17 protein-coding genes and 1 pseudogene are annotated in these 16,828 nt (G+C 67.8%); 4 read left to right on the forward strand and 14 right to left on the reverse strand.

What is annotated here, in order from left to right; all coding sequences use genetic code 11:
* Positions 1-72: 72 nt before the first annotated feature.
* The 9 genes and pseudogenes from DU502_RS17680 to nirK form a co-directional block, all read right to left on the reverse strand.
* Positions 73-954 carry a phosphatase PAP2 family protein gene (locus tag DU502_RS17680; protein WP_121921323.1) on the reverse strand — a complete coding sequence of 294 codons (882 nt, stop codon included), beginning with the start codon at positions 952-954 and terminating at the stop codon, positions 73-75.
* Between the two features lie 50 nt (positions 955-1,004).
* Entirely contained in the window at positions 1,005-2,243 is a 1,239-nt protein-coding gene (locus tag DU502_RS17685; protein ID WP_121921322.1) for a YihY/virulence factor BrkB family protein, read from the reverse strand.
* A 58-nt stretch (positions 2,244-2,301) separates the two neighbouring features.
* Positions 2,302-3,321, reverse strand: a complete 1,020-nt coding sequence (locus DU502_RS17690; protein ID WP_121921321.1) for a hypothetical protein — start codon at positions 3,319-3,321, stop codon at positions 2,302-2,304.
* A gap of 113 nt (positions 3,322-3,434) precedes the next feature.
* The gene (locus DU502_RS17695; RefSeq protein ID WP_121921320.1) at positions 3,435-4,115 is read right to left on the reverse strand and encodes a class I SAM-dependent methyltransferase; all 681 of its coding nucleotides are present in this window, start codon (positions 4,113-4,115) and stop codon (positions 3,435-3,437) included.
* 49 nt (positions 4,116-4,164) lie between these two features.
* On the reverse strand, positions 4,165-6,549 hold the full coding sequence (locus DU502_RS17700) for an amino acid permease (RefSeq protein WP_121921319.1): 2,385 nt from the start codon (positions 6,547-6,549) through the stop codon (positions 4,165-4,167).
* Between the two features lie 63 nt (positions 6,550-6,612).
* Positions 6,613-7,131: a hypothetical protein gene (locus DU502_RS17705; RefSeq protein ID WP_121921318.1), complete on the reverse strand. Its 519-nt coding sequence runs from the start codon at positions 7,129-7,131 to the stop codon at positions 6,613-6,615.
* A 75-nt stretch (positions 7,132-7,206) separates the two neighbouring features.
* Entirely contained in the window at positions 7,207-8,322 is a 1,116-nt protein-coding gene (locus DU502_RS17710) for a tRNA (guanine(26)-N(2))-dimethyltransferase (protein WP_121921317.1), read from the reverse strand.
* Positions 8,323-8,366: 44 nt separating this feature from the next.
* Entirely contained in the window at positions 8,367-8,762 is a 396-nt protein-coding gene (locus tag DU502_RS18800; RefSeq protein WP_243695931.1) for a halocyanin domain-containing protein, read from the reverse strand.
* Positions 8,745-9,824, reverse strand: a pseudogene (nirK, locus tag DU502_RS17715) (copper-containing nitrite reductase); the annotation flags it as partial. The pseudogene nirK and the gene DU502_RS18800, both read right to left, overlap by 18 nt.
* A 164-nt stretch (positions 9,825-9,988) precedes the next feature.
* Between nirK and DU502_RS17720 the strand changes: the two are divergent.
* The 3 genes from DU502_RS17720 to DU502_RS17730 all read left to right on the forward strand — a co-directional run bounded on the left by DU502_RS17720 (position 9,989) and on the right by DU502_RS17730 (position 11,913).
* Positions 9,989-10,336, forward strand: a complete 348-nt coding sequence (locus tag DU502_RS17720) for a hypothetical protein (RefSeq protein WP_121921316.1) — start codon at positions 9,989-9,991, stop codon at positions 10,334-10,336.
* Positions 10,337-10,377: 41 nt separating this feature from the next.
* On the forward strand, positions 10,378-11,538 hold the full coding sequence (locus tag DU502_RS17725; RefSeq protein ID WP_121921315.1) for an acyl-CoA dehydrogenase family protein: 1,161 nt from the start codon (positions 10,378-10,380) through the stop codon (positions 11,536-11,538).
* Positions 11,539-11,616: 78 nt separating this feature from the next.
* On the forward strand, positions 11,617-11,913 hold the full coding sequence (locus DU502_RS17730; protein ID WP_121921314.1) for a DUF7853 family protein: 297 nt from the start codon (positions 11,617-11,619) through the stop codon (positions 11,911-11,913).
* On the opposite strand, the gene DU502_RS17735 is transcribed toward DU502_RS17730, so the two are convergent.
* Positions 11,892-12,371 (reverse strand): cupin domain-containing protein, encoded by a 480-nt coding sequence (locus DU502_RS17735; RefSeq protein ID WP_121921313.1) that lies wholly within the window; start codon positions 12,369-12,371, stop codon positions 11,892-11,894. The two genes, DU502_RS17730 and DU502_RS17735, sit on opposite strands and share 22 nt — an antisense overlap.
* A 164-nt stretch (positions 12,372-12,535) precedes the next feature.
* Here DU502_RS17735 and DU502_RS17740 point away from each other — a divergent pair, with 164 nt between their 5' ends.
* Complete coding sequence (locus tag DU502_RS17740) at positions 12,536-13,759, forward strand: MFS transporter (protein WP_121921312.1); 1,224 nt, start codon at positions 12,536-12,538, stop codon at positions 13,757-13,759.
* Between the two features lie 63 nt (positions 13,760-13,822).
* Here DU502_RS17740 and DU502_RS17745 read toward each other — a convergent pair whose 3' ends face one another.
* The 4 genes from DU502_RS17745 to DU502_RS17760 form a co-directional block, all read right to left on the reverse strand.
* On the reverse strand, positions 13,823-14,752 hold the full coding sequence (locus DU502_RS17745) for a CPBP family intramembrane glutamic endopeptidase (protein WP_241966824.1): 930 nt from the start codon (positions 14,750-14,752) through the stop codon (positions 13,823-13,825).
* A 52-nt stretch (positions 14,753-14,804) separates the two neighbouring features.
* Positions 14,805-15,227, reverse strand: a complete 423-nt coding sequence (locus DU502_RS17750; protein ID WP_121921456.1) for a hypothetical protein — start codon at positions 15,225-15,227, stop codon at positions 14,805-14,807.
* A 195-nt stretch (positions 15,228-15,422) separates the two neighbouring features.
* Entirely contained in the window at positions 15,423-16,022 is a 600-nt protein-coding gene (locus DU502_RS17755) for a DUF5789 family protein (RefSeq protein ID WP_121921310.1), read from the reverse strand.
* A gap of 137 nt (positions 16,023-16,159) precedes the next feature.
* Positions 16,160-16,828 (reverse strand): DUF7509 family protein, encoded by a 669-nt coding sequence (locus DU502_RS17760; protein ID WP_121921309.1) that lies wholly within the window; start codon positions 16,826-16,828, stop codon positions 16,160-16,162.

Genomic DNA, 16,828 nt, shown 5'->3' on the forward strand with positions numbered 1-16,828 from the left:
AGCGCGGTTTTTTGCGGTTTTTTGCGGTTTTTTGCGGTTTTTCGCGACACCCAGCGACGGCAACGCGACCGATCAGCCGGACGACCGTGACTCCGTCGGGGAGCGAAGCGCCGCCACCCCGGGAACGGCCATCAGTACCGCGACGATGCCGCCAGTGAGGACGGCGGCGAGCGAGAGGGAGACGTCGCCCTCGACGACGGTGCTGCCGACGACGGCGACGGCCGGGAGGACGACCAGCGAGAGGACGAGTTGACTCGTCGAGCCGGTCGTAGTGGCGATGCGGTCGGCGGCGAACCGCCAGCCGAGCCACCCGCCGATGGCACCGGCGACGGCGATGACGGTGTCGAGAACGACGGTGACCGCGAGGGCGGCGAGAGCGACGCCGACCGCGAGGGCGAACGTCCGGCCAGCGGCGTCGGCGGTCACGCGGTCGGGGGCCCACCCGGGGCCGAGTCGGAAGGCGAGTGCGAGATAGCCGACGCCGACGGCGATGCCCACGAATACGTCGACGAGGTAGTGGACACCGATGACGACCCGGGACGCGGCGACGACGACGATCAGCACGGCGGCGGCGCGGGTCAGGAACGGACGACGGTCGGCCAGCAGGCCCGCCAGACTGCCGTAGACGACCGTCGCGCCGATGGCGTGACCGCTGGGGAAGCCGAATCCGTCGGTGCCCGCGCCGGGCGGTCGGGGCAGCGCGAAGGCGTGTTTGAGCGCGAGCGTCAGCGCGACGCCGCCGAGTGCGAAGCCGATAGCGGCGGCCATCCGGGTCCGGGACACGTCGAGATGGTCGGCCAGCAAGTAGCCGGCGGCCACGATCACCAGCAGCGTCACCGGGTCACCGAGATGCGTGAGGAGGCCGAACAGGTCGACGACCACGTCCGGCACCGTCTCGACGACTGCCGTCTCACCGACACCGCGGTCGGCGACAGGCTGGACGACACGCGACATAGTCCGACCGTAGGCAGGGAGCAGTATATAAGTCGCGCTCCGACGGGTGCTCAGCGCCGGAACCGCCGAACCGCGTCGAGCGCCTGCCCGGGTTTTTCGAGCAGGGAGAAGCCGAACCCGGCGAGGACGAAGAGGACGTACAGGCCGAGCGTCGAGAGGAAGATCACGATCATGGCGACGATGGCGAGCAGGTCGCTGGAGAAGAAGTAGAAGGCGCCGAGCGTCATGATCGTCCCGTAGAGGAGGACGAGATAGGGTCCCCAGCCACGGGCGTGACCGCGGCGCATCCGCCCGCGGACGTAGGCTTTCAACTCCGACTCCAGATCCGGCCGGTCGACCGTCCGCTCCTCGACGTCGGCCTCGAAGTCGTCGAGGTCGGTGCGGACCTCGTCGAGACGGTCGGCGAGGTCCTCGATGTCCGGTGCCGGGGATGGGTCCGTATCGTCGCCGGTCATTGCCGTCGTCACGTCGTCTCGGTCCGGCGGGTGTTGTACCTGCCGATCCCGGTCGACGATGCGATCGGTGCGGACGGCGTTGAGGATCGCGCCGACGATCAGGACCAGCCCCGCGAGGTAGAACCACGTCACGAGGAGGAGGATCGCCCCGAGGACGCCGTAGAGCGCGAACTGACCGCTCGTCGTCGCGATAGCCGCGTAGAGGGCGAACGCGGTTCCGAAGGCCGTCCACCCGGCGGCACAGAGCAGGGTGCCGGGCAGTGCCTCCCGGATCGAGAGGTCGGTCGTGGGCGTCAGGTAGTACACCGGGAAGAGGGCGCCGACGAGGACGCCGAAGAAGAGCAAGGGCGCGAGGATGGCGACTGGGGTTCGGAGGAGGGCGACGACGCCGACGAGGAGGATGCCGCCGAACGATCCGGCGCCGACGGCGGCGAGGACCGTCACCCCGATGCGGACGCTCCCGAGGAAACCGCGGGGCTCGGTGCCGTAGATGCGGGCGAAGGCGGTGTCGATCCCGCGGAAGAGTTTGAGCGAACTCCAGAGCAGGAGGGCGAGGCCGACGAGTGTGACACCGCCCCGCCCGGTGGTGTTCGCCAGCGCCTCGCCGACGACCCCCTGCCCCACGGGGAGCAGGTACCGGCCGGCGAGATCGAGGACGGCCGTCCGGAGCGCCGGCCCCCCGACGACGGTGGCGACGACGGTCGTCAGGACGAGCAGTGGAAGCAGGGAGACGAACGCGTAGTAGGCGATGCTGGCGGCCAGAAGGGTGGCGTCCCGCGCCCGAACCTCGCGAACGACGATCCGGGCGAGAGCGAGCCGTGAACGTGCGGACACGTGGAATCGGTTGCACGCGGACGGATAAAAGAGCGTCACCAACGCGGCGACCGGAAGATCAGACGGCGACGAGGGGGCAGTTGACGGTGGCCACGCCCCCGGCCAGCAACTCGGCGTCCGTGGCCGACGCCAGATCGGACACGCGGTCGAAGTCGGCGTTGTCGTAGACGTTCACCGACCAGAGCGGCGAGTAGCCGTCGTCGCCGGGCACGGTGGCGACCACGTTGTGTGTCCGGTCGCTCCCGGCCTCGGTCACGAAGCCGGAGGCTGGACCGCCACCGTCCTCGCCGGGATTCGTGTTGAACGCGACGTAGATCGGTGACACCGGCACGCTGCCGCCGGCCGCCGTGAGGGGGGCCTCGGTGAACTGGAAGTACGACACCACCTGCCCCTGGTACCAGCCCTCGACCAGTCCCGTGGGGTCGTCGCCGAGTCGCATGGTGGCTGTCGACCCGTCCGGCACGACCGGGCAGTTCACTAGTGTCTCGGTCGCGGACACGTCGTAGCCGGCGGCCTGGATGTCGTGTCGACTGGTCACCGTGTTGGCCACGTAGTCCTCGGGCACGGTCACCCGGTGGACCTGCCAGAAGTCGTTGTAGCCGTCGTCGCCGGGAACCACGTCGACGACGTTGAGTTGCCCCTCGACCGGGGTGTCCTCGCCCTCGTGGAAGAGGACGTAGATCGGTGCGGGTGTCGTCGACTGCACGTCGAAGTTGTAGTACGTCACCGGCGCACCGTCCGGGCCGAGTCCGCGGGTGACGAAGGGGCCCTGATCGAAGTCGATAGCTTCGTCGGGACCCGGCAGGCCGTTGTCGGCGGTGCGGACCATCAGCATGCCTGCGTCTTCGCTGAACCGGTCGATTTCGACGCGAGGAGAGGTGTCGGGGTCCATGGGTTCGCCACCCATGCTGTCGTCCATCCCGCCCGTCGTGGTCGTCTCCATCCCGTCGTCCATCTCCGTCGCCGTCGCTCCCTGCCCACCGTCGGTGCCGTTCCCCGTACAGCCAGCCAGTACACCGGTCGTCAGCGCCGCCGTCGTTGCGGCGAGATATCGCCGTCTCGTGGTCTGTGGTCGCATGATCGAGCGAGGATACGCCGAATCGGAATATATCAATTTTTCAAGATTAGGCCGGAGTTCGGCGCGAGTGTCTCTAGAATCTTTCCAAAATAGGCGAGAAGTGGCGACGACAGCTACGGCGCCACGCCGACCGTCAGGAGCGTCCCCCACGTCCGGTAGCGGTCGACCATGTCCTCGCGGCGCTCCCAGTCTTCCGTGGGGAACGCGTCAGCCGGCGGAATCTCGATCTCGCGGTCGGGAATCGTATCCTGTTCGGCCACGTGGAGGCCCGCCTCGCGGAAGGCCTCGCGGTACTGCTGACGGTCCCACAACTGCATGTCGACGCCGACTTGCTCCTGCCAGTGGTGGGTGTGTTCGCTCTCTTCGAAGAAGTTCACCGCGCAGAAGAACGTGCCGCCGGGGCGGAGGATGCGGCGGATTTCCCGGAGGACCGTGATGGGCTCTCGGGCGTAGTAGAACGCCTCCATCGACCACACGTGGTCGACGCTGTCGTCCCGGAAGGGGAGATGCTGGAAGTCGCCGCGGAGGAAGTCGAGCAAATCGTCGTCGGTGTACGACCGCGCGTTGTGGACCATCTCGCCCGAGGCGTCGAGGCCGACGCTGTGGCCTACGTCCCGCGTCTCGCGGAGCGCGCGGAGCGCGTAGCCCGACCCGGTGCCGAGATCGAGTACCGTCTCGCCGGCTTCGACGGGCATCCGGGCGAGCGCGTGTTTGGCCGTGTGCCAGTGGCGCTCCTCCATGCCTCGATCTTTCCCGGCCGCCGCCCACCGATCGAATTCGGCTTGTACGCTCATTGGCTACGCACGAGGACGTCGGGACACAAATCGCTACTGAAAGCCGGCGTCACCGCGACTCGCTCTCGGCCGTCGACGACGACCCGGAGTCGTTGGCCGGGCCGCGCCGCCGCCCCGTGAGGGCGCGGTAGACGGGGTAGATGTAGTCCTCGATGGGCCCGTGGACGCCGCGCGGACTCGCGTAGACGAGGACGGGCAGGTCGACGCCCTTGGCGAGTTCGATGACGCGATCCGGCGTACTCCCGAATATCCACCGCCGGAGCCGCCGGGTGCGGGTGGCGCCGATGATGAGGATGCCGCCGTTGTCGGCGGCGGTGGTGACGAGGCCCTCGGCGACGGTTGCGGCGGTGACGTTCTGCACCTCGACGGTGGAGACGCCGGAGAGCCGCGAGATGGTCGTCTCGGCGTTCTCCGCACGGCCGCGGGACCCCTCGGGCGTGACGTTGATCACGTGGAGTGCCGAGCCTTCCTGCCCCATCCGCTCGATCAGCGGCAGGAGGTCGAGGTGGTGCGGTCCCCCGCCAGCACCGATGTTGACGACGCTCGTGTCCGGGTCGGAGACGCCGCTGGCAAAGAGGACGCCACAGGGCGACGTGTACTCCACCTGCTCAGCGATCCCGGTGTGTTCCTCGGGGTAGCCCATGAGGATCAGGTCGGCGCCGTCGTCGCGGGCGGTCTGGACGATGTCGAAGGCAACGTCCTGACAGACGTGTCCCTCGACGGTGTAGTCGGCGTCGATATCCGCGTCCGCGAGCTGGGACTCGATGCGTTCGGTCCGCAGGCGGGCGGTGTCCTCGACGATCTCCCACGGCGTCTGGTCGGGTATGTGGGTGACGTTGACGACCTGTACGAGCGGGTCGTCGCTCCGGAGGCGACCGAGCGTCGCCGCGAGTTCGGTGTACTTCGCCGCCCGTTCCGGGCGCGCGACGGCGACGAGGATGCGGTGGCGCTCGCCCGCCGCTTCTTCCTCTCCGTCCGTCCCAGTGCCGGCCGCCGCACCCGTGGGTCGGGACGCCGGCACCACCTGTTCGAACATCTCCTCGATGTCGGGCGCACCGCCCCAGACGAGGTACGCGACGAGCATCACGACCACGAGGAGGAGGCCGACGATCACGCCCTTGACCGGGAGGTTGTAGATGAGCGCGATGTTGGCGAGGATGCCGAGGACCGGCACCACGGGGACGCCGGGCACGCGGAAGCCGCGTTCGAGGTCGGGGAAGCGCCGCCGGGAGTAGACGAGCGCGGCGTTGACGACGGAGAGCGGGAGGAGGAGGTTGAGCGTGGCGAACCCGGTCAGCGTCGTGAGACCGAGTTCGGTCAGGGTGAGACGACCGAGCGCCGGGAGGGAGACGGTGATGTCGACCGGTACGAGGCCGCCCTCCGCCGGAAAGAGGCCGATGAAGACGGCGATCATGGCGACGATGGTGGTCGTCGTCGCCATCACGCTCCAGAACGGCGTGCCGTAGCGGGTGTGGATGCGGGAGAAGGGACGGGGCGCCTGCCCCTGTCGGCCCATCAACGAGCCGATGCCGCTGGCGGCGAGGATGCTGGCGTTCGAGGCGCTGACCATGCTGAACACTGCGCCGGCGACGATGAGCGAGCGGCCGAACGGACCGAGGAAGCCGGCGGCGACGCGGCCCATCGCCGTCTCGCCCTCCTGGGCGATCACCTCGGCCGGGACGGGCGAGTTGACCATGGCGACGATGACGAAGGCGTAGAGGACGGTGACGGTGACGATGCTGGCGGCGATGGCCCGCGGGACGGTCTTGCGGGGTTCGATGATCTCGCCGGCGCTGGCGGCGATGGCGGAGAAGCCGAAGAAGGTGATGAACGCGAGGGCGGCGATGGTGACGATGCCGACGGCGTCGGTGGTGAACCGGGTGGCGAAGGTGTCGAGGGCGACGGTCGGGCCGCGGAAGGTGAACGCCCCGGCGACGAAGGCGACGAGGACGGCGACTTTCGCGCCGGTGACGAGGAGTTGGAACGTGCCGCTCTCCTCCGTACCGCGGGCGTTGAGGGTGCCGAGCAGAAGTGCCGCGACGACGCCCGTCGTGCCGTGCGGGAGGAAATGCAGGGATTCGGGGAGGATGAAGCGGAAGAACCACTCGTCCATCGTCGCGAGGTAGAAGGCCGTCGTGCCGGTGTAGCCGAGAAAGAGCATGGCGCCGACGGCGTAGACGAGCGTCTCGTGGTCGAAGGTGCGGGCCGAAAAGAGATAGCCCCCGCCGTTCTCCGAGTAGATGGACGCGAACTCGGAGTAGGACGCGGCGGTCAGGCTGGCGACGATTGCGGCGAGAACGAAGGCGATAACGGCGCTACTGCCGATGGCGGCGACGGCGGTCCCGGAGAGCGAGAAGATACCCGCCGCGATCATCGTCCCCAGCCCAATCGCGAAGGCGATCTTGAAATCCAGCGTTCGTCTGTGCTCTACCATCACGCCCACCTCCCCCGCCAGTCGTCAAAAATGCAAGGGGTGATTGTCGAACTGTTACTGCGACTACAACAGCCCCTTGACGGTGTTGATGACCGTCCACGTCGCCTGCTTGACGATCTTGCCGTCCTCGCCGTTGATGACGATTCCCTGGACGGTGCCGCCAGTCCGTTTGCCGGTCCGGACCGCGTCGACGAACGGGGGCACGGGGTTGTCACGCGCGACCAGCTCCTCCGCCGTCCCGCGGGTCATCTCCATCTTCAGACTCGCGTCGTCACGCCGTGACTGCCGGAGGTCACCGATGGTCCCGTCGGGGCGCATGTAGAAGGAGAAGGCCACGTCGGTGTTGACGAAGTAGACGTTGACGACGTTGCCTTTGAGCTGGTTGTACACCTGCCGTTCGGCGAAGTTCATCTCGGCGTCGGTGACGTTGGCGTTGTACCGCGACTGCATGTCCTGCAGGTCGGCAAAGAGGTCGTCGGCCCACGCGGGCTGGTCGGACTGAGCGGTGACGGGCGCCGCGCCGACAGCCAGCGCGAGGGTGACGAGGAGGGCAACGGCGACGCGTCCGGTGATCGATACCATACTACACCAATCGCGACCGGTGTATTTGGGGGTTGGGGCGACCGTCTCAGTCGTGATAAATGCGCCGAGAGCGCCTCACTCCGCCGTCGCCGTCCGAATCTCCTCGACGGACGCGTTCGTCTTGAACGCCGTGCCGTGGTAGTGGGCGCGCGACGCCGTGTAGCCGGCCGCCCGAAGGTCGGCGAGGAAGTCGTCCATCGCGGGTGCCGACCGGGTCCACTCCTTGCAGAGGCGGTGCTGATCGTAGTGGGTGGGTTCGTCGAGTTCCGTCTCCAGCGTGTCGAGCATCCGGCGGGCGCGCGCCGCCTCGCCCATCTCGTCGGTGACGTGTTCCCGTACCGCCGCGACGAAGTCGGGGTCGCGGATGGCGCCGAGCCAGAGCGGGCCGGCGGTAACCACCCGATTGCTCCCGCAGGCCGGGCAGTCGTCCGGTGGGTGGGTGATCAGCCCCCACTCCGCCTCGCGGGTGAGGCAGTCCTCGCAGTGGTGGACGTAGCCGAGTTCGTCGATACACGCGTCGGCCTCGGTCGCGCGGCCGTCGAGTTCGAGGTACGTGCGAGCGTAGTGGCGGGAGACGTGCGAGCAGATGGGCCGGGCGGCGGTGTCGTAGCGCGCGGCGGTGCGGACGAGCGCGGAGAGGAGGACGCGAAGCCCCATCTCGGGGTGGTAGTCGGTGTTCCGGGGGACGGCGCTGTAGGAGCGGACGCCGCTCTCGAAGTGAGCACCACAGAGCGGCGCGGTGTCGGTGGCCGTGACACAGACCAAGTCGCGCGTGTTCGAAAAGGCGGCGTCGGCGAAGGGGATGGGCGTGCCGAACGGGTCGATGTCGACCACGTCGACGGTGGAGTCGTGCATCTGAACGTTGGCGTCGCGTTCGACGGCGGTGATGGAGAGGTCGTTGCGCGCGGCGTTCTCGCGGGCGAGGGCGACGGCGTCGGGGTCGGTGTCGACGGCGGTCACGTCCCAGCCCTCGCTCGCGGCGCGGCAGGCGCGGACGCCGCTCGCGGTCATGGCGTCGAGATACGTCTCGGCGCGGGATTCGCGCTCGCGGTAGGCCCGGAGCACGGCCACGGTCACGTCGCGGTTCAGTTCCTGTGTGGGGTTGTAGAAGACGCCCTCACCGCGGCCCTCGCTCGCGCCGTCGCGGGCGTCGGGCACCTCGAACTCGACTCCACCCTCGGTGACGCGCATGGGGTGAGTGGACGGGGCGGGGCGAAAAGGGTCGTGGTTCGCCGCTATCCGACGACGACGGCACCCTTCATGCCCATCGCCTTGTGGGGCATGCAGTAGTACTTCGTCGTCCCGGGGGCGTCGAACGTCTGCGCGAAGGTGTGGCCGGCGTCGGCAGTCATCTGGCTGGCGAAGGAGCCGCCGTCGGCGCGCACGTCGTGGCTGCCGCCCTCGCCGGTCCACTCCCAGCGGACGGTCGTGCCGGGGGAGACGCTGACGGCGGCGGGACCGTAGCCGAACCCGCCGCCGTTGGCCTGCGAGCCAACCTGCACCGTGACCTCGTCCTCGCCGGTCCGGTCGACGGGGCCGTCGTAGTTCTCCACGTCGTCGAACCAGCCGTCGAAGTCGCCGGCGGGTTGCGTCGACGCCGCGGCCGCGGCTTCCTCACCGGCGTCGAACACGTCCGGGTTCGCGGGACCCTGCACGTCGATGACGGCGAGCGCACCCTTCCGGGCGACCCGCGACAGAGCGTGGTCGACGAGCTTGATCGGGCCGGGGACGGGAGTGTGGAGCGTTGCGATGGTCGTCGATCCCGGCAACACGGGCGTCGTCTGGACGTTCCGGTGGACATCGCTCCCGATGCCACCCTGCGGGTAGACTTCGTCCCAGACCGAGCCGATGGGGTGGAACGAACTGAGGAAGTTCGGCCCGCCCACTGCGTAGTAGATCCGGGCCGTCTCGTCGGTCCCCATCTGCATCTCGTTGTAGCCGTCGGGGCCGATACCGTACTTCTCGCCGTTGATGAGGACGTACGTCGGCTCCTCGGCGGCCATGGCCTCGAAGTCGAAGTCGTGGTGACCCTGCTCGCCAGCGTCGCCCGCCGTGTAGAGTTCGTGCTGCCCGAGGTAGAACTCGTGGTCCACCGCCGGGAGGCCCTCCTCGGGTTCGATCAGGATGGCACCGAACATCCCGCTGGAGATGTGGTAATCCAGATTCGGGACGGCACAGTGGTAGACGAACAGGCCGGGGTAGGTCGCCTTGAACGTGAACGTCTTCGTCTCGCCGGGGGAGACCATCGACGCCTCCGCGCCGCCACCGGGGCCGCGCACGGCGTGTAAGTCGACGTTGTGCGGCATCGAGTTGGACGGGTCGCTCGTGACGGTCATCTCGACGTGGTCACCGACGCGAGCGCGGATCAGCGGGCCGGGAACCCGGCCGTCGAAGGTCATGAACGTGTACGTGACGCCGGGTTCGACTTCGGCGACGAGTTCGCGGGTCGTCAGTTCGACGCGAACGGTCTCGGGGTCGTCGCGGTCGATCGGCGGCGGGATGGCGGTCGGGTTGGCGGCGATACGGTCGACGTCGAGTTGGCGTGCGGGATTCATGGCTGGGGAGCGGGGAGCGGTTTCGGCGGCTACACTGTCGGCTCTGGGGGCACCGAGACAGCCGGCAACGGCCGTCGCGCCGGTCGCACCGAGTGCCTGCAGAACGCGTCGTCGGGTGGTGGCTGGAACGGAACTCATGGGTGTTTCTACAGGTGTACCGACGTGACGGGTAGATAAAGCGAGAGTAGCCGATTCCCGGATGTGGAGAAACGGTAGCCTGCGGCCGTCGTCCGACGCCCGTCGTGCAGTCGTCGTGCGACCGACCGAACGCCTTTAGACGCCGAGGCCCAACGGTTGGCGTCGTGAGCGAGGAGGAGGACTGGCGTGCGGCGCTCTCGGCGGCCGGAGAGCTATCCGGACCCATCGTCGACGCCATCCTCTCGGTCCACGGTGACCGGGGCCAGCGTGCCATCGAAGCCGTCTCCGAGGAGCGGGTGAAACAGTACCGGGACTTCACCGTCGTCGTCGGCCACGAGGACGAGTACATAATCGAGGACGGCGGCTGTACCTGCAAGGACGCGGAGTACAACCTCGACACCGCCGACCCGACCCAGCGGTGCTGGCACGCGCTGGCCGTCGACATCGCGGAACGGGTCGACGCCGTCGACCACCACGACATGTGGTACTCCGAGGTGCGGGAGTTCCTGTAGCGGGAGCGAAGGGTTTTGCTCCCGGGGCACCCAGCCCCGCCATGCTCGACTACGTCGACCTAGAGGCCGACCTCGACGAGGAGGAACGGCTGATTCGCGACACTGCCCGCCGGTTCGTCGACCGGGAGGTCCGCCCCGACATCGCCGATCACTTCTTGGAGGGCACCTTCCCGACCGACCTCATTCCCGAGATGGGCGAACTGGGGTTCTACGCGCCGAACCTCGACGGCTACGGCCTGCCGAACGTGAGCGAGCGGGCGTACGGCCTGCTGATGCAGGAACTCGAAGCCGGCGACTCCGGCCTGCGCTCGATGGCGAGTGTGCAGGGCGCGCTGGTGATGTACCCCATCCACGCGTACGGGACGGCCGAGCAGAAAGAGCGGTGGCTCCCGGCGCTGGGACGGGGCGAGGCGGTCGGCTGTTTCGGCCTCACGGAACCCGAACACGGGTCGAATCCGACGGCCATGGCGACCCACGCGGAGCGCGACGGCGACGGCTACCGGCTCACGGGGTCGAAGACGTGGATCACCAACGCCCCCATCGCGGACGTGGCGGTGGTGTGGGCGCGTGACCGGAGCGCCGAGGACGAACCGGTGCGGGGCTTCCTCGTCGAGACCGACCGCGACGGGGTCGAGACGCCGGCGATTCACGAGAAACTCTCCTTGCGCGCGTCGATCACGGGTGAGATCAGCCTCCGGGACGCGTGGGTGCCCGAAGAAGACGTGCTGACGGTGGAGGGGATGAAAGGGCCGCTCTCCTGTCTCACACAGGCACGCTACGGCATCGCGTGGGGAGCGGTCGGCGCCGCCCGCGACTGCTTCGAGACGGCCCGCGAGTACGCCACGGAACGCGAACAGTTCGGGCGACCCATCGGTGGCTTTCAACTGCAACAGGAGAAACTGGCCGAGATGGCGACCCGCATCACGACGGCGCAACTGCTGGCCCACCGGCTCGCCGAGTTGAAAGAACGGGGCGACCTGCGGCCCCAGCAGGTGTCGATGGCCAAGCGTAACAACGTCCGGATGGCCCGCGAGGAGTCACGGGTGGCCCGGGAGATTCTCGGCGGCAACGGCATCACGGCCGACTACCCGCCGATGCGCCACCTGGCCAACATGGAGACTGTGTACACCTACGAGGGGACCCACGACATCCACTCGCTGATCCTCGGCGAGGATCTGACGGGACTGTCGGCCTTCCAATAAGTTTCGGGGTCGTGCGCGATTCGCACACGACGGGGAGGGCCACAAGGGTCTCATACACCTACGTCGAAGTGACTGACCATGTCCCCGACTTGCCACGGTCCCGACGGCCTCGACTGCTCCCGTGAGGAGGCGTGGGTGCTCCACGCCGCGGTGCTGGACCACGTGGAGCGTCTCGTCGCGGCCGACCGCTCGCCCGACCGGGCCATGGCGGTTCTCGACCGGGTCGAGGCGGGTGAACGGCTCGACGCGACCGACCGCGAACTCGTCCGCAACGCGCTCGCGGCGTATCTGGACGACGCGCCCGAACGCGACCGGGGCGCGGTGCGGGAGATGCTCGCCACCCTCTCGACCCGTCAGGCCTCGTCGAGCCAGTAGTCCACGTCGTCGTCCCGGCGGTAGTAGCCCGCGACCGTCCGCGGGTCGTCGCTGCCGGGTGCCGACCCCGCGTAGATGCCGATTTTCCCCGAATCGGGATAGACCGTCACGTCCGGATCGTCCATCGTCGAGAGCGCCAGATAGCGGAGGGTGTCGTCGCCGTCGTTGATGACGCGATGACCGCCCTCCTCGCCGACCGGGAAGGTCACGTAGTCGCCCGGTTCGAGCGGATCGGTGCCGTCGGCAGTGCGGAGCCGTCCCGTCCCCGCGAGGACGTACATCGCCTCCTCGTTGCCGGTGTGGAAGTGGAAGGGCCACGACTTCTTGCCGGGCGGGAGTTCGTACAGCGAACAGCCGAGTTGGTCGCCGCCGGCGGCGGCCGCGAGGCGCTTGCGGCGAAATCCCGTCTCCTCGCGGTCGGTCACGTCCCAGTCGAGGTCGGCTTCGTTGACGCGCATGGTGGACAAGTCGGGCGCTGACGGCAAAATGTCGGGGGGCGTCGGCGGCGCGGATCGATGTGTGTCGGGAGGCATCGGACGACCCACGTGCGATCACCTGCCGGGGACGGAGCGGTGTAGCGAGGGAAATATATAACACTATAGAGTGCTATGTGTGGTAAGTGATGCCACGGGTGACGATACCACAGTGGGACGAGCGCTACGCGGCGCTGTCGATGTGTGTCGGCGCGTACTTCGCGGTGCGGCTCGCCCAGTTGCTCGTCAGCCCCCTCGTGCCGTCGCTCCAAGGGACGTTTGGCGTCTCTCGCGGAACCATCGGGGTGATTCTCACGGGGATGTGGCTCGTGTACGCGTGCTCGCAGGTCCCGAGCGGTGCCGCGGGCGACCGCTACGGGCCGCGCCGGGTCGTGCTCCTCGCGCTCGGGTGTACGACCGCCGCGGCGCTAGCGCTCGCGGCGGCACCCTCGGCGCTCACGTTCGGCGCCTTCGCCCTCCTGCTCGGTGTGGGCGCGGGACTCTACTACACGCCGGCGACGGCGTTGCTCGCGGACCGATTCGACGACGTAGGGCGCGTCATTGGTGTCCACCGCGTCGGCAGTCAGGTCGCGGGGTTGGTCGCACCCGCACTGGCAGCGCTGGTCGGCGCACGCTTCGGCTGGCGGGTCGCCGTCGGGAGCGGGGCGCTCGTCGCCGCCGTGTGCCTCGGGGTGGCGCTCTGGCGCGGCCCGACGGCGGTGACGCCACGACGGCGACCGGCGACGGACGGCGGTGCGGCAGTGCGACCGCACGCGTTAGTCGGCGTCCTCACCAGGCCACCGGTCGCGTTCTCAGCCGCGCTAGCCGCCATCGGGGAGTTCGCCGCGCTGGCGACGCTCTCTTTCCTCCCGGCGTTCCTCGTCGAGCACTACGGCCTCTCGCTGTCGGCAGCGGGCGCGCTCTTCGGGGCGTACTTCGTCGTCGTCGCGGCGCTCCAGCCCGTGAGCGGATGGGCGTCCGACCGTTTCGGCCGCGACACCGTCACCGGCGCGCTGTTCACCGCCGGCGCCGTCGGGTACACGGCGCTCGCGGTCGGTGGGGAACTCGCGCTCGCGGTGCCGGCGGTGGCGCTCGTCGGCGTCGCGATGGCGTGGGGACCGCCCGTCCAGTCGCGGGCGGTCGACGCCCTCGCCGACGCCGAACGCGGTGTCGGCTTCGGTGCCGTCCGCACGGCCTACATCCTCGTCGGCGCACTCGGGCCGGCAGTGGTCGGAACGCTCGCCGACACCGCCGGCTGGACCGCGGGGTTCGGCCTGCTTGCCGGCGTGCTTGGCCTCGGCGCCGTCGCCCTCGTCCTTAGCCACCTCGTTGAGCCGAAACAGCGGCTGCGCGGCTCATACTGGCGGCTGTAACTGGTTCTCGGTAGTCGCCACACCGGGGTGGCGACTATCGTGAGTGACGTACAGCCACCAGTATCATCGGCGTTTGGGCTGTTCGTCGCGCCACAGGACCGCGGCGGCGACGATGGCCCAGCCGAGGGTGACGACGACGCCGACGGCCGCCGGGCCGAGGAGGGGCGTCGGGTTGCCCGAAACGAACAGGAGGCCGATACTCCCGATGCCGTTGACGGCGGCGTGGCCGACGACGGCCGGCCAGACGCTCCCCGCGCGGACCGTCACCCACGCGAGGAAGGCGCCGACGACGACGGTGAACCACGTCATCGCGAGCAGGCCCGTCCACGGTGCGCCGGGGTAGCCGACGCCGTAGTTGTAGCCCATGGCGATGACGGGCCAGTGCCAGACGCCCCAGACGACGCCCGAGACGACGACGGCGCGGCGCCACCCGAGCGGCAGAAGTTTCGGGAGGAGGTAGCCCCGCCAGCCGAACTCCTCGCCGAAGGTGAACAGTGAGTTGATCAGGGGCGAGATCACCACGGCCTGGACGAGGACGAGGGCGACGAGAACTGGCGGACTGAGCGGGAGTGGCGTCCCCTCGGGGAGGCCGAGCGCCGCCCGGAGGGTGCCGAACGTCGGATCGACACGTGCGGGAAACAGGAGGGCGTAGACGCCGACACCGACGAGGATCAGGAGTGCGGGACCGATCCACGCGGCGATCCACAGCGGCCACTCGCGGCGCCGAGGGCGCAGGCCGAGGTCGGTCCATCCCTCGTCGGTGACGAAGCGAGTGAGGGCGTTGGCGACGGCCGGCGCCCACATGTACCCCGTCGAGAGCAGGGCGATGGCGAGCGTGATCCGCGGCGTCTCGACGAGGACCGGACTGTCACGGAGGCCGCCAGTCAGGTAGATGGCGACGGCGACGCTCCACGCGAGGCCGAAAGCGACGAGACAGAAGACGGCGACGCGTCGGCGTTCGAGGGTGTCAGGAGTTGGGAGGGTGGAGGGCACGCCACTAACCATATCACGAGCTGACAAAAAAACCGAGCGCCACTACCGAGAATCACTCCTCGCGGTGGCCGTACGTTTCCTCACCCCACCCATAGTCGGACGCTTCGTCGTTCCGTTCGAGATAGGTCTCCAGCATCTCCTGTACCGCTCGACCGAGGTCCTCCAGCGCGGTGTCGATCATCGAAACCGTGCTCGAATCGAGCGGCGCAGTCGTCTCTCGCTCCCGCCAGTCGTTCGGAATCGTCGGGGCGTCGAAGCGAAGACGGTCTTCGGTTGGATCCCAGTAGAAGTCGAACGCCTGGAACAGGCCGAGGTCGCTGATGATTCGAACCTGCTCTTCGTCGAGGTTCGTGTACTCGGTCCACTCGTTGAACCCCTCCTTCCACGCACCGTCTTGGAGCAGGTCTTCGACGTCCTCGCGGTAGAAGTCCTCCGACCCGAGCGTCTCTTCTTGCCACTCGAACTCGCGTGGCATTCCTCGGTTCGAGAGGTCTGGTGATTCCGGGACCTCCATATCGATCGCCATACCAATTGTTACACTAGTTAGCATAATAAAGCCCATAGCAGCGCCACACGAGACAGAATGGATTAGTCCGGTACTGGATAGCGGGCGCGTATCGGTCACGCTTGGAGCGTGACAGCAGTCAGTGCAACGACCGTGGGCGATGATCTATATCCCGAGCCACTCGTCGTTTCGGACCTGATATCCGTTCGCCCGGCAGAACTTCGCCGCTTCTCGGCGTACTGCCCGGGACGACGGGAGCCTCTCCTTGTCGCGGATTCGCTCGACGATCCAGTCGCTGATGGCCCGAATCCCTTCGTCGTCGTCATCGGCGTCGATCGCTTCGAGTTCCTGGAAGGTCGTCTCGTACGCTTTGCGCTGTGACCAACTGAACTCCGTATTCGGAAGCGTCTTGCTGGCTTCCACGACCCGTTTCATGGCCGCGGCAACGGTCGGTCGCTGGACCTGCACCCGGACGGCCGCTGGAGAGTCGAACGTTTCCTCGTCCGACTCCGGTACGAGTTCCTCGATCTTGTAGCTCCCCTCGGCCGATTCGATCCGGTGATCGCCGATCGCCGCGACGACTTCGGTCCCCGTCACCGGGAACGTCAGCGCTTCGAGTGACGCCTCGAAATCCGCGAGTTCCGCCGCGTCCACCGGAGGCTCTATTTCGTCGCCGCGCTCCAGTTCTGTGGCGACCTCACGCTCTTGCTGGCGCCGCTCAGCGTCTTGTGCTTGCTTGTCTCGACCGCTCTTATTATCTGCCATCCTATAATATTGGATCTCTAATCGGATAGCTCTGTGGTCGTCCGAGGTGGGTTCTCGGGTGATGCCGTTACACTCGGCGAACGTTCGAACCCGACGGTACCGCTGGTTCTCCGGTCCGCCGAGTGCGACCAGTACAGTCAATCCGGTCGGTCCAGTGTTCCATAGAGTTCCTCGTTCTGGATGTGGGTACAGAACTGCGCACAGAGTCGACAGCAGTCAGCGGCGTCGGTGAACGTCCGGACACTCGCATCCCAGCGCGCGTTGACCGATCCAAGCATCGCACTCCGGACTGATGGTTCAGTCGCCACCATCAATCGTCGTGCCCGCTCCGGTGGTGTCGCATCGGCCGCTGGCCCCTGCATCCCGTCGGTCGCCAATACGTCCTCGAGGACACTCCCAATCTCGATGCCGACACCCAGGTTGTCACCAACCTGTGGGGCGATAAACACAGTCACGTTACTCGCCTGTGCGAATGCGATACTCTGGGTTGCAGCGTCCATCTCCTCAAGTGGAATCCCGACATCGATTGCGAGGAAGGCATTGAACCCGCGTTCACGGAGGCAGTCACGAGTCTCTTGCAGCAGTCGCAGGACGTCGTCTTCGGCATACTCGCCGCTGTCCTCGGTCCACGTCGCGAACGAGGGCGCAGCCGTCTCGATATCGGCATCATCTGGGAGTAGGGCGCTGACATCGAACGTTCGGTACGGCCCCATGATATAGACGAGAAAGCGCTCGCGTCTCACGGCAGAGAGAGCCTCTGAGCCACCGACCGGTTCGGTGAGATTGTCGATGATTCGCTCTCTCAT

This window comes from Haloplanus aerogenes (assembly GCF_003856835.1).
GTDB classification, from domain to species: domain Archaea; phylum Halobacteriota; class Halobacteria; order Halobacteriales; family Haloferacaceae; genus Haloplanus; species Haloplanus aerogenes.

Bases quoted from the DNA above. Each gene is read 5' to 3' on its own strand.
- DU502_RS17725 (WP_121921315.1), top strand. From the start codon at position 10,378: ATGCTCGACTACGTCGACCTAGAGGCCGACCTCGACGAGGAGGAACGG.
- DU502_RS17740 (WP_121921312.1), top strand. From the start codon at position 12,536: ATGCCACGGGTGACGATACCACAGTGGGACGAGCGCTACGCGGCGCTG.
- DU502_RS17705 (WP_121921318.1), bottom strand. From the start codon at position 7,131: ATGGTATCGATCACCGGACGCGTCGCCGTTGCCCTCCTCGTCACCCTC.
- DU502_RS17755 (WP_121921310.1), bottom strand. From the start codon at position 16,022: ATGGCAGATAATAAGAGCGGTCGAGACAAGCAAGCACAAGACGCTGAG.
- DU502_RS17710 (WP_121921317.1), bottom strand. From the start codon at position 8,322: ATGCGCGTCACCGAGGGTGGAGTCGAGTTCGAGGTGCCCGACGCCCGC.
- DU502_RS17690 (WP_121921321.1), bottom strand. From the start codon at position 3,321: ATGCGACCACAGACCACGAGACGGCGATATCTCGCCGCAACGACGGCG.
- DU502_RS17695 (WP_121921320.1), bottom strand. From the start codon at position 4,115: ATGAGCGTACAAGCCGAATTCGATCGGTGGGCGGCGGCCGGGAAAGAT.
- DU502_RS17700 (WP_121921319.1), bottom strand. From the start codon at position 6,549: ATGGTAGAGCACAGACGAACGCTGGATTTCAAGATCGCCTTCGCGATT.
- DU502_RS17735 (WP_121921313.1), bottom strand. From the start codon at position 12,371: ATGCGCGTCAACGAAGCCGACCTCGACTGGGACGTGACCGACCGCGAG.
- DU502_RS17730 (WP_121921314.1), top strand. From the start codon at position 11,617: ATGTCCCCGACTTGCCACGGTCCCGACGGCCTCGACTGCTCCCGTGAG.
- DU502_RS17680 (WP_121921323.1), bottom strand. From the start codon at position 954: ATGTCGCGTGTCGTCCAGCCTGTCGCCGACCGCGGTGTCGGTGAGACG.
- DU502_RS17760 (WP_121921309.1), bottom strand. From the start codon at position 16,828: ATGAGAGAGCGAATCATCGACAATCTCACCGAACCGGTCGGTGGCTCA.
- DU502_RS17750 (WP_121921456.1), bottom strand. From the start codon at position 15,227: ATGCCACGCGAGTTCGAGTGGCAAGAAGAGACGCTCGGGTCGGAGGAC.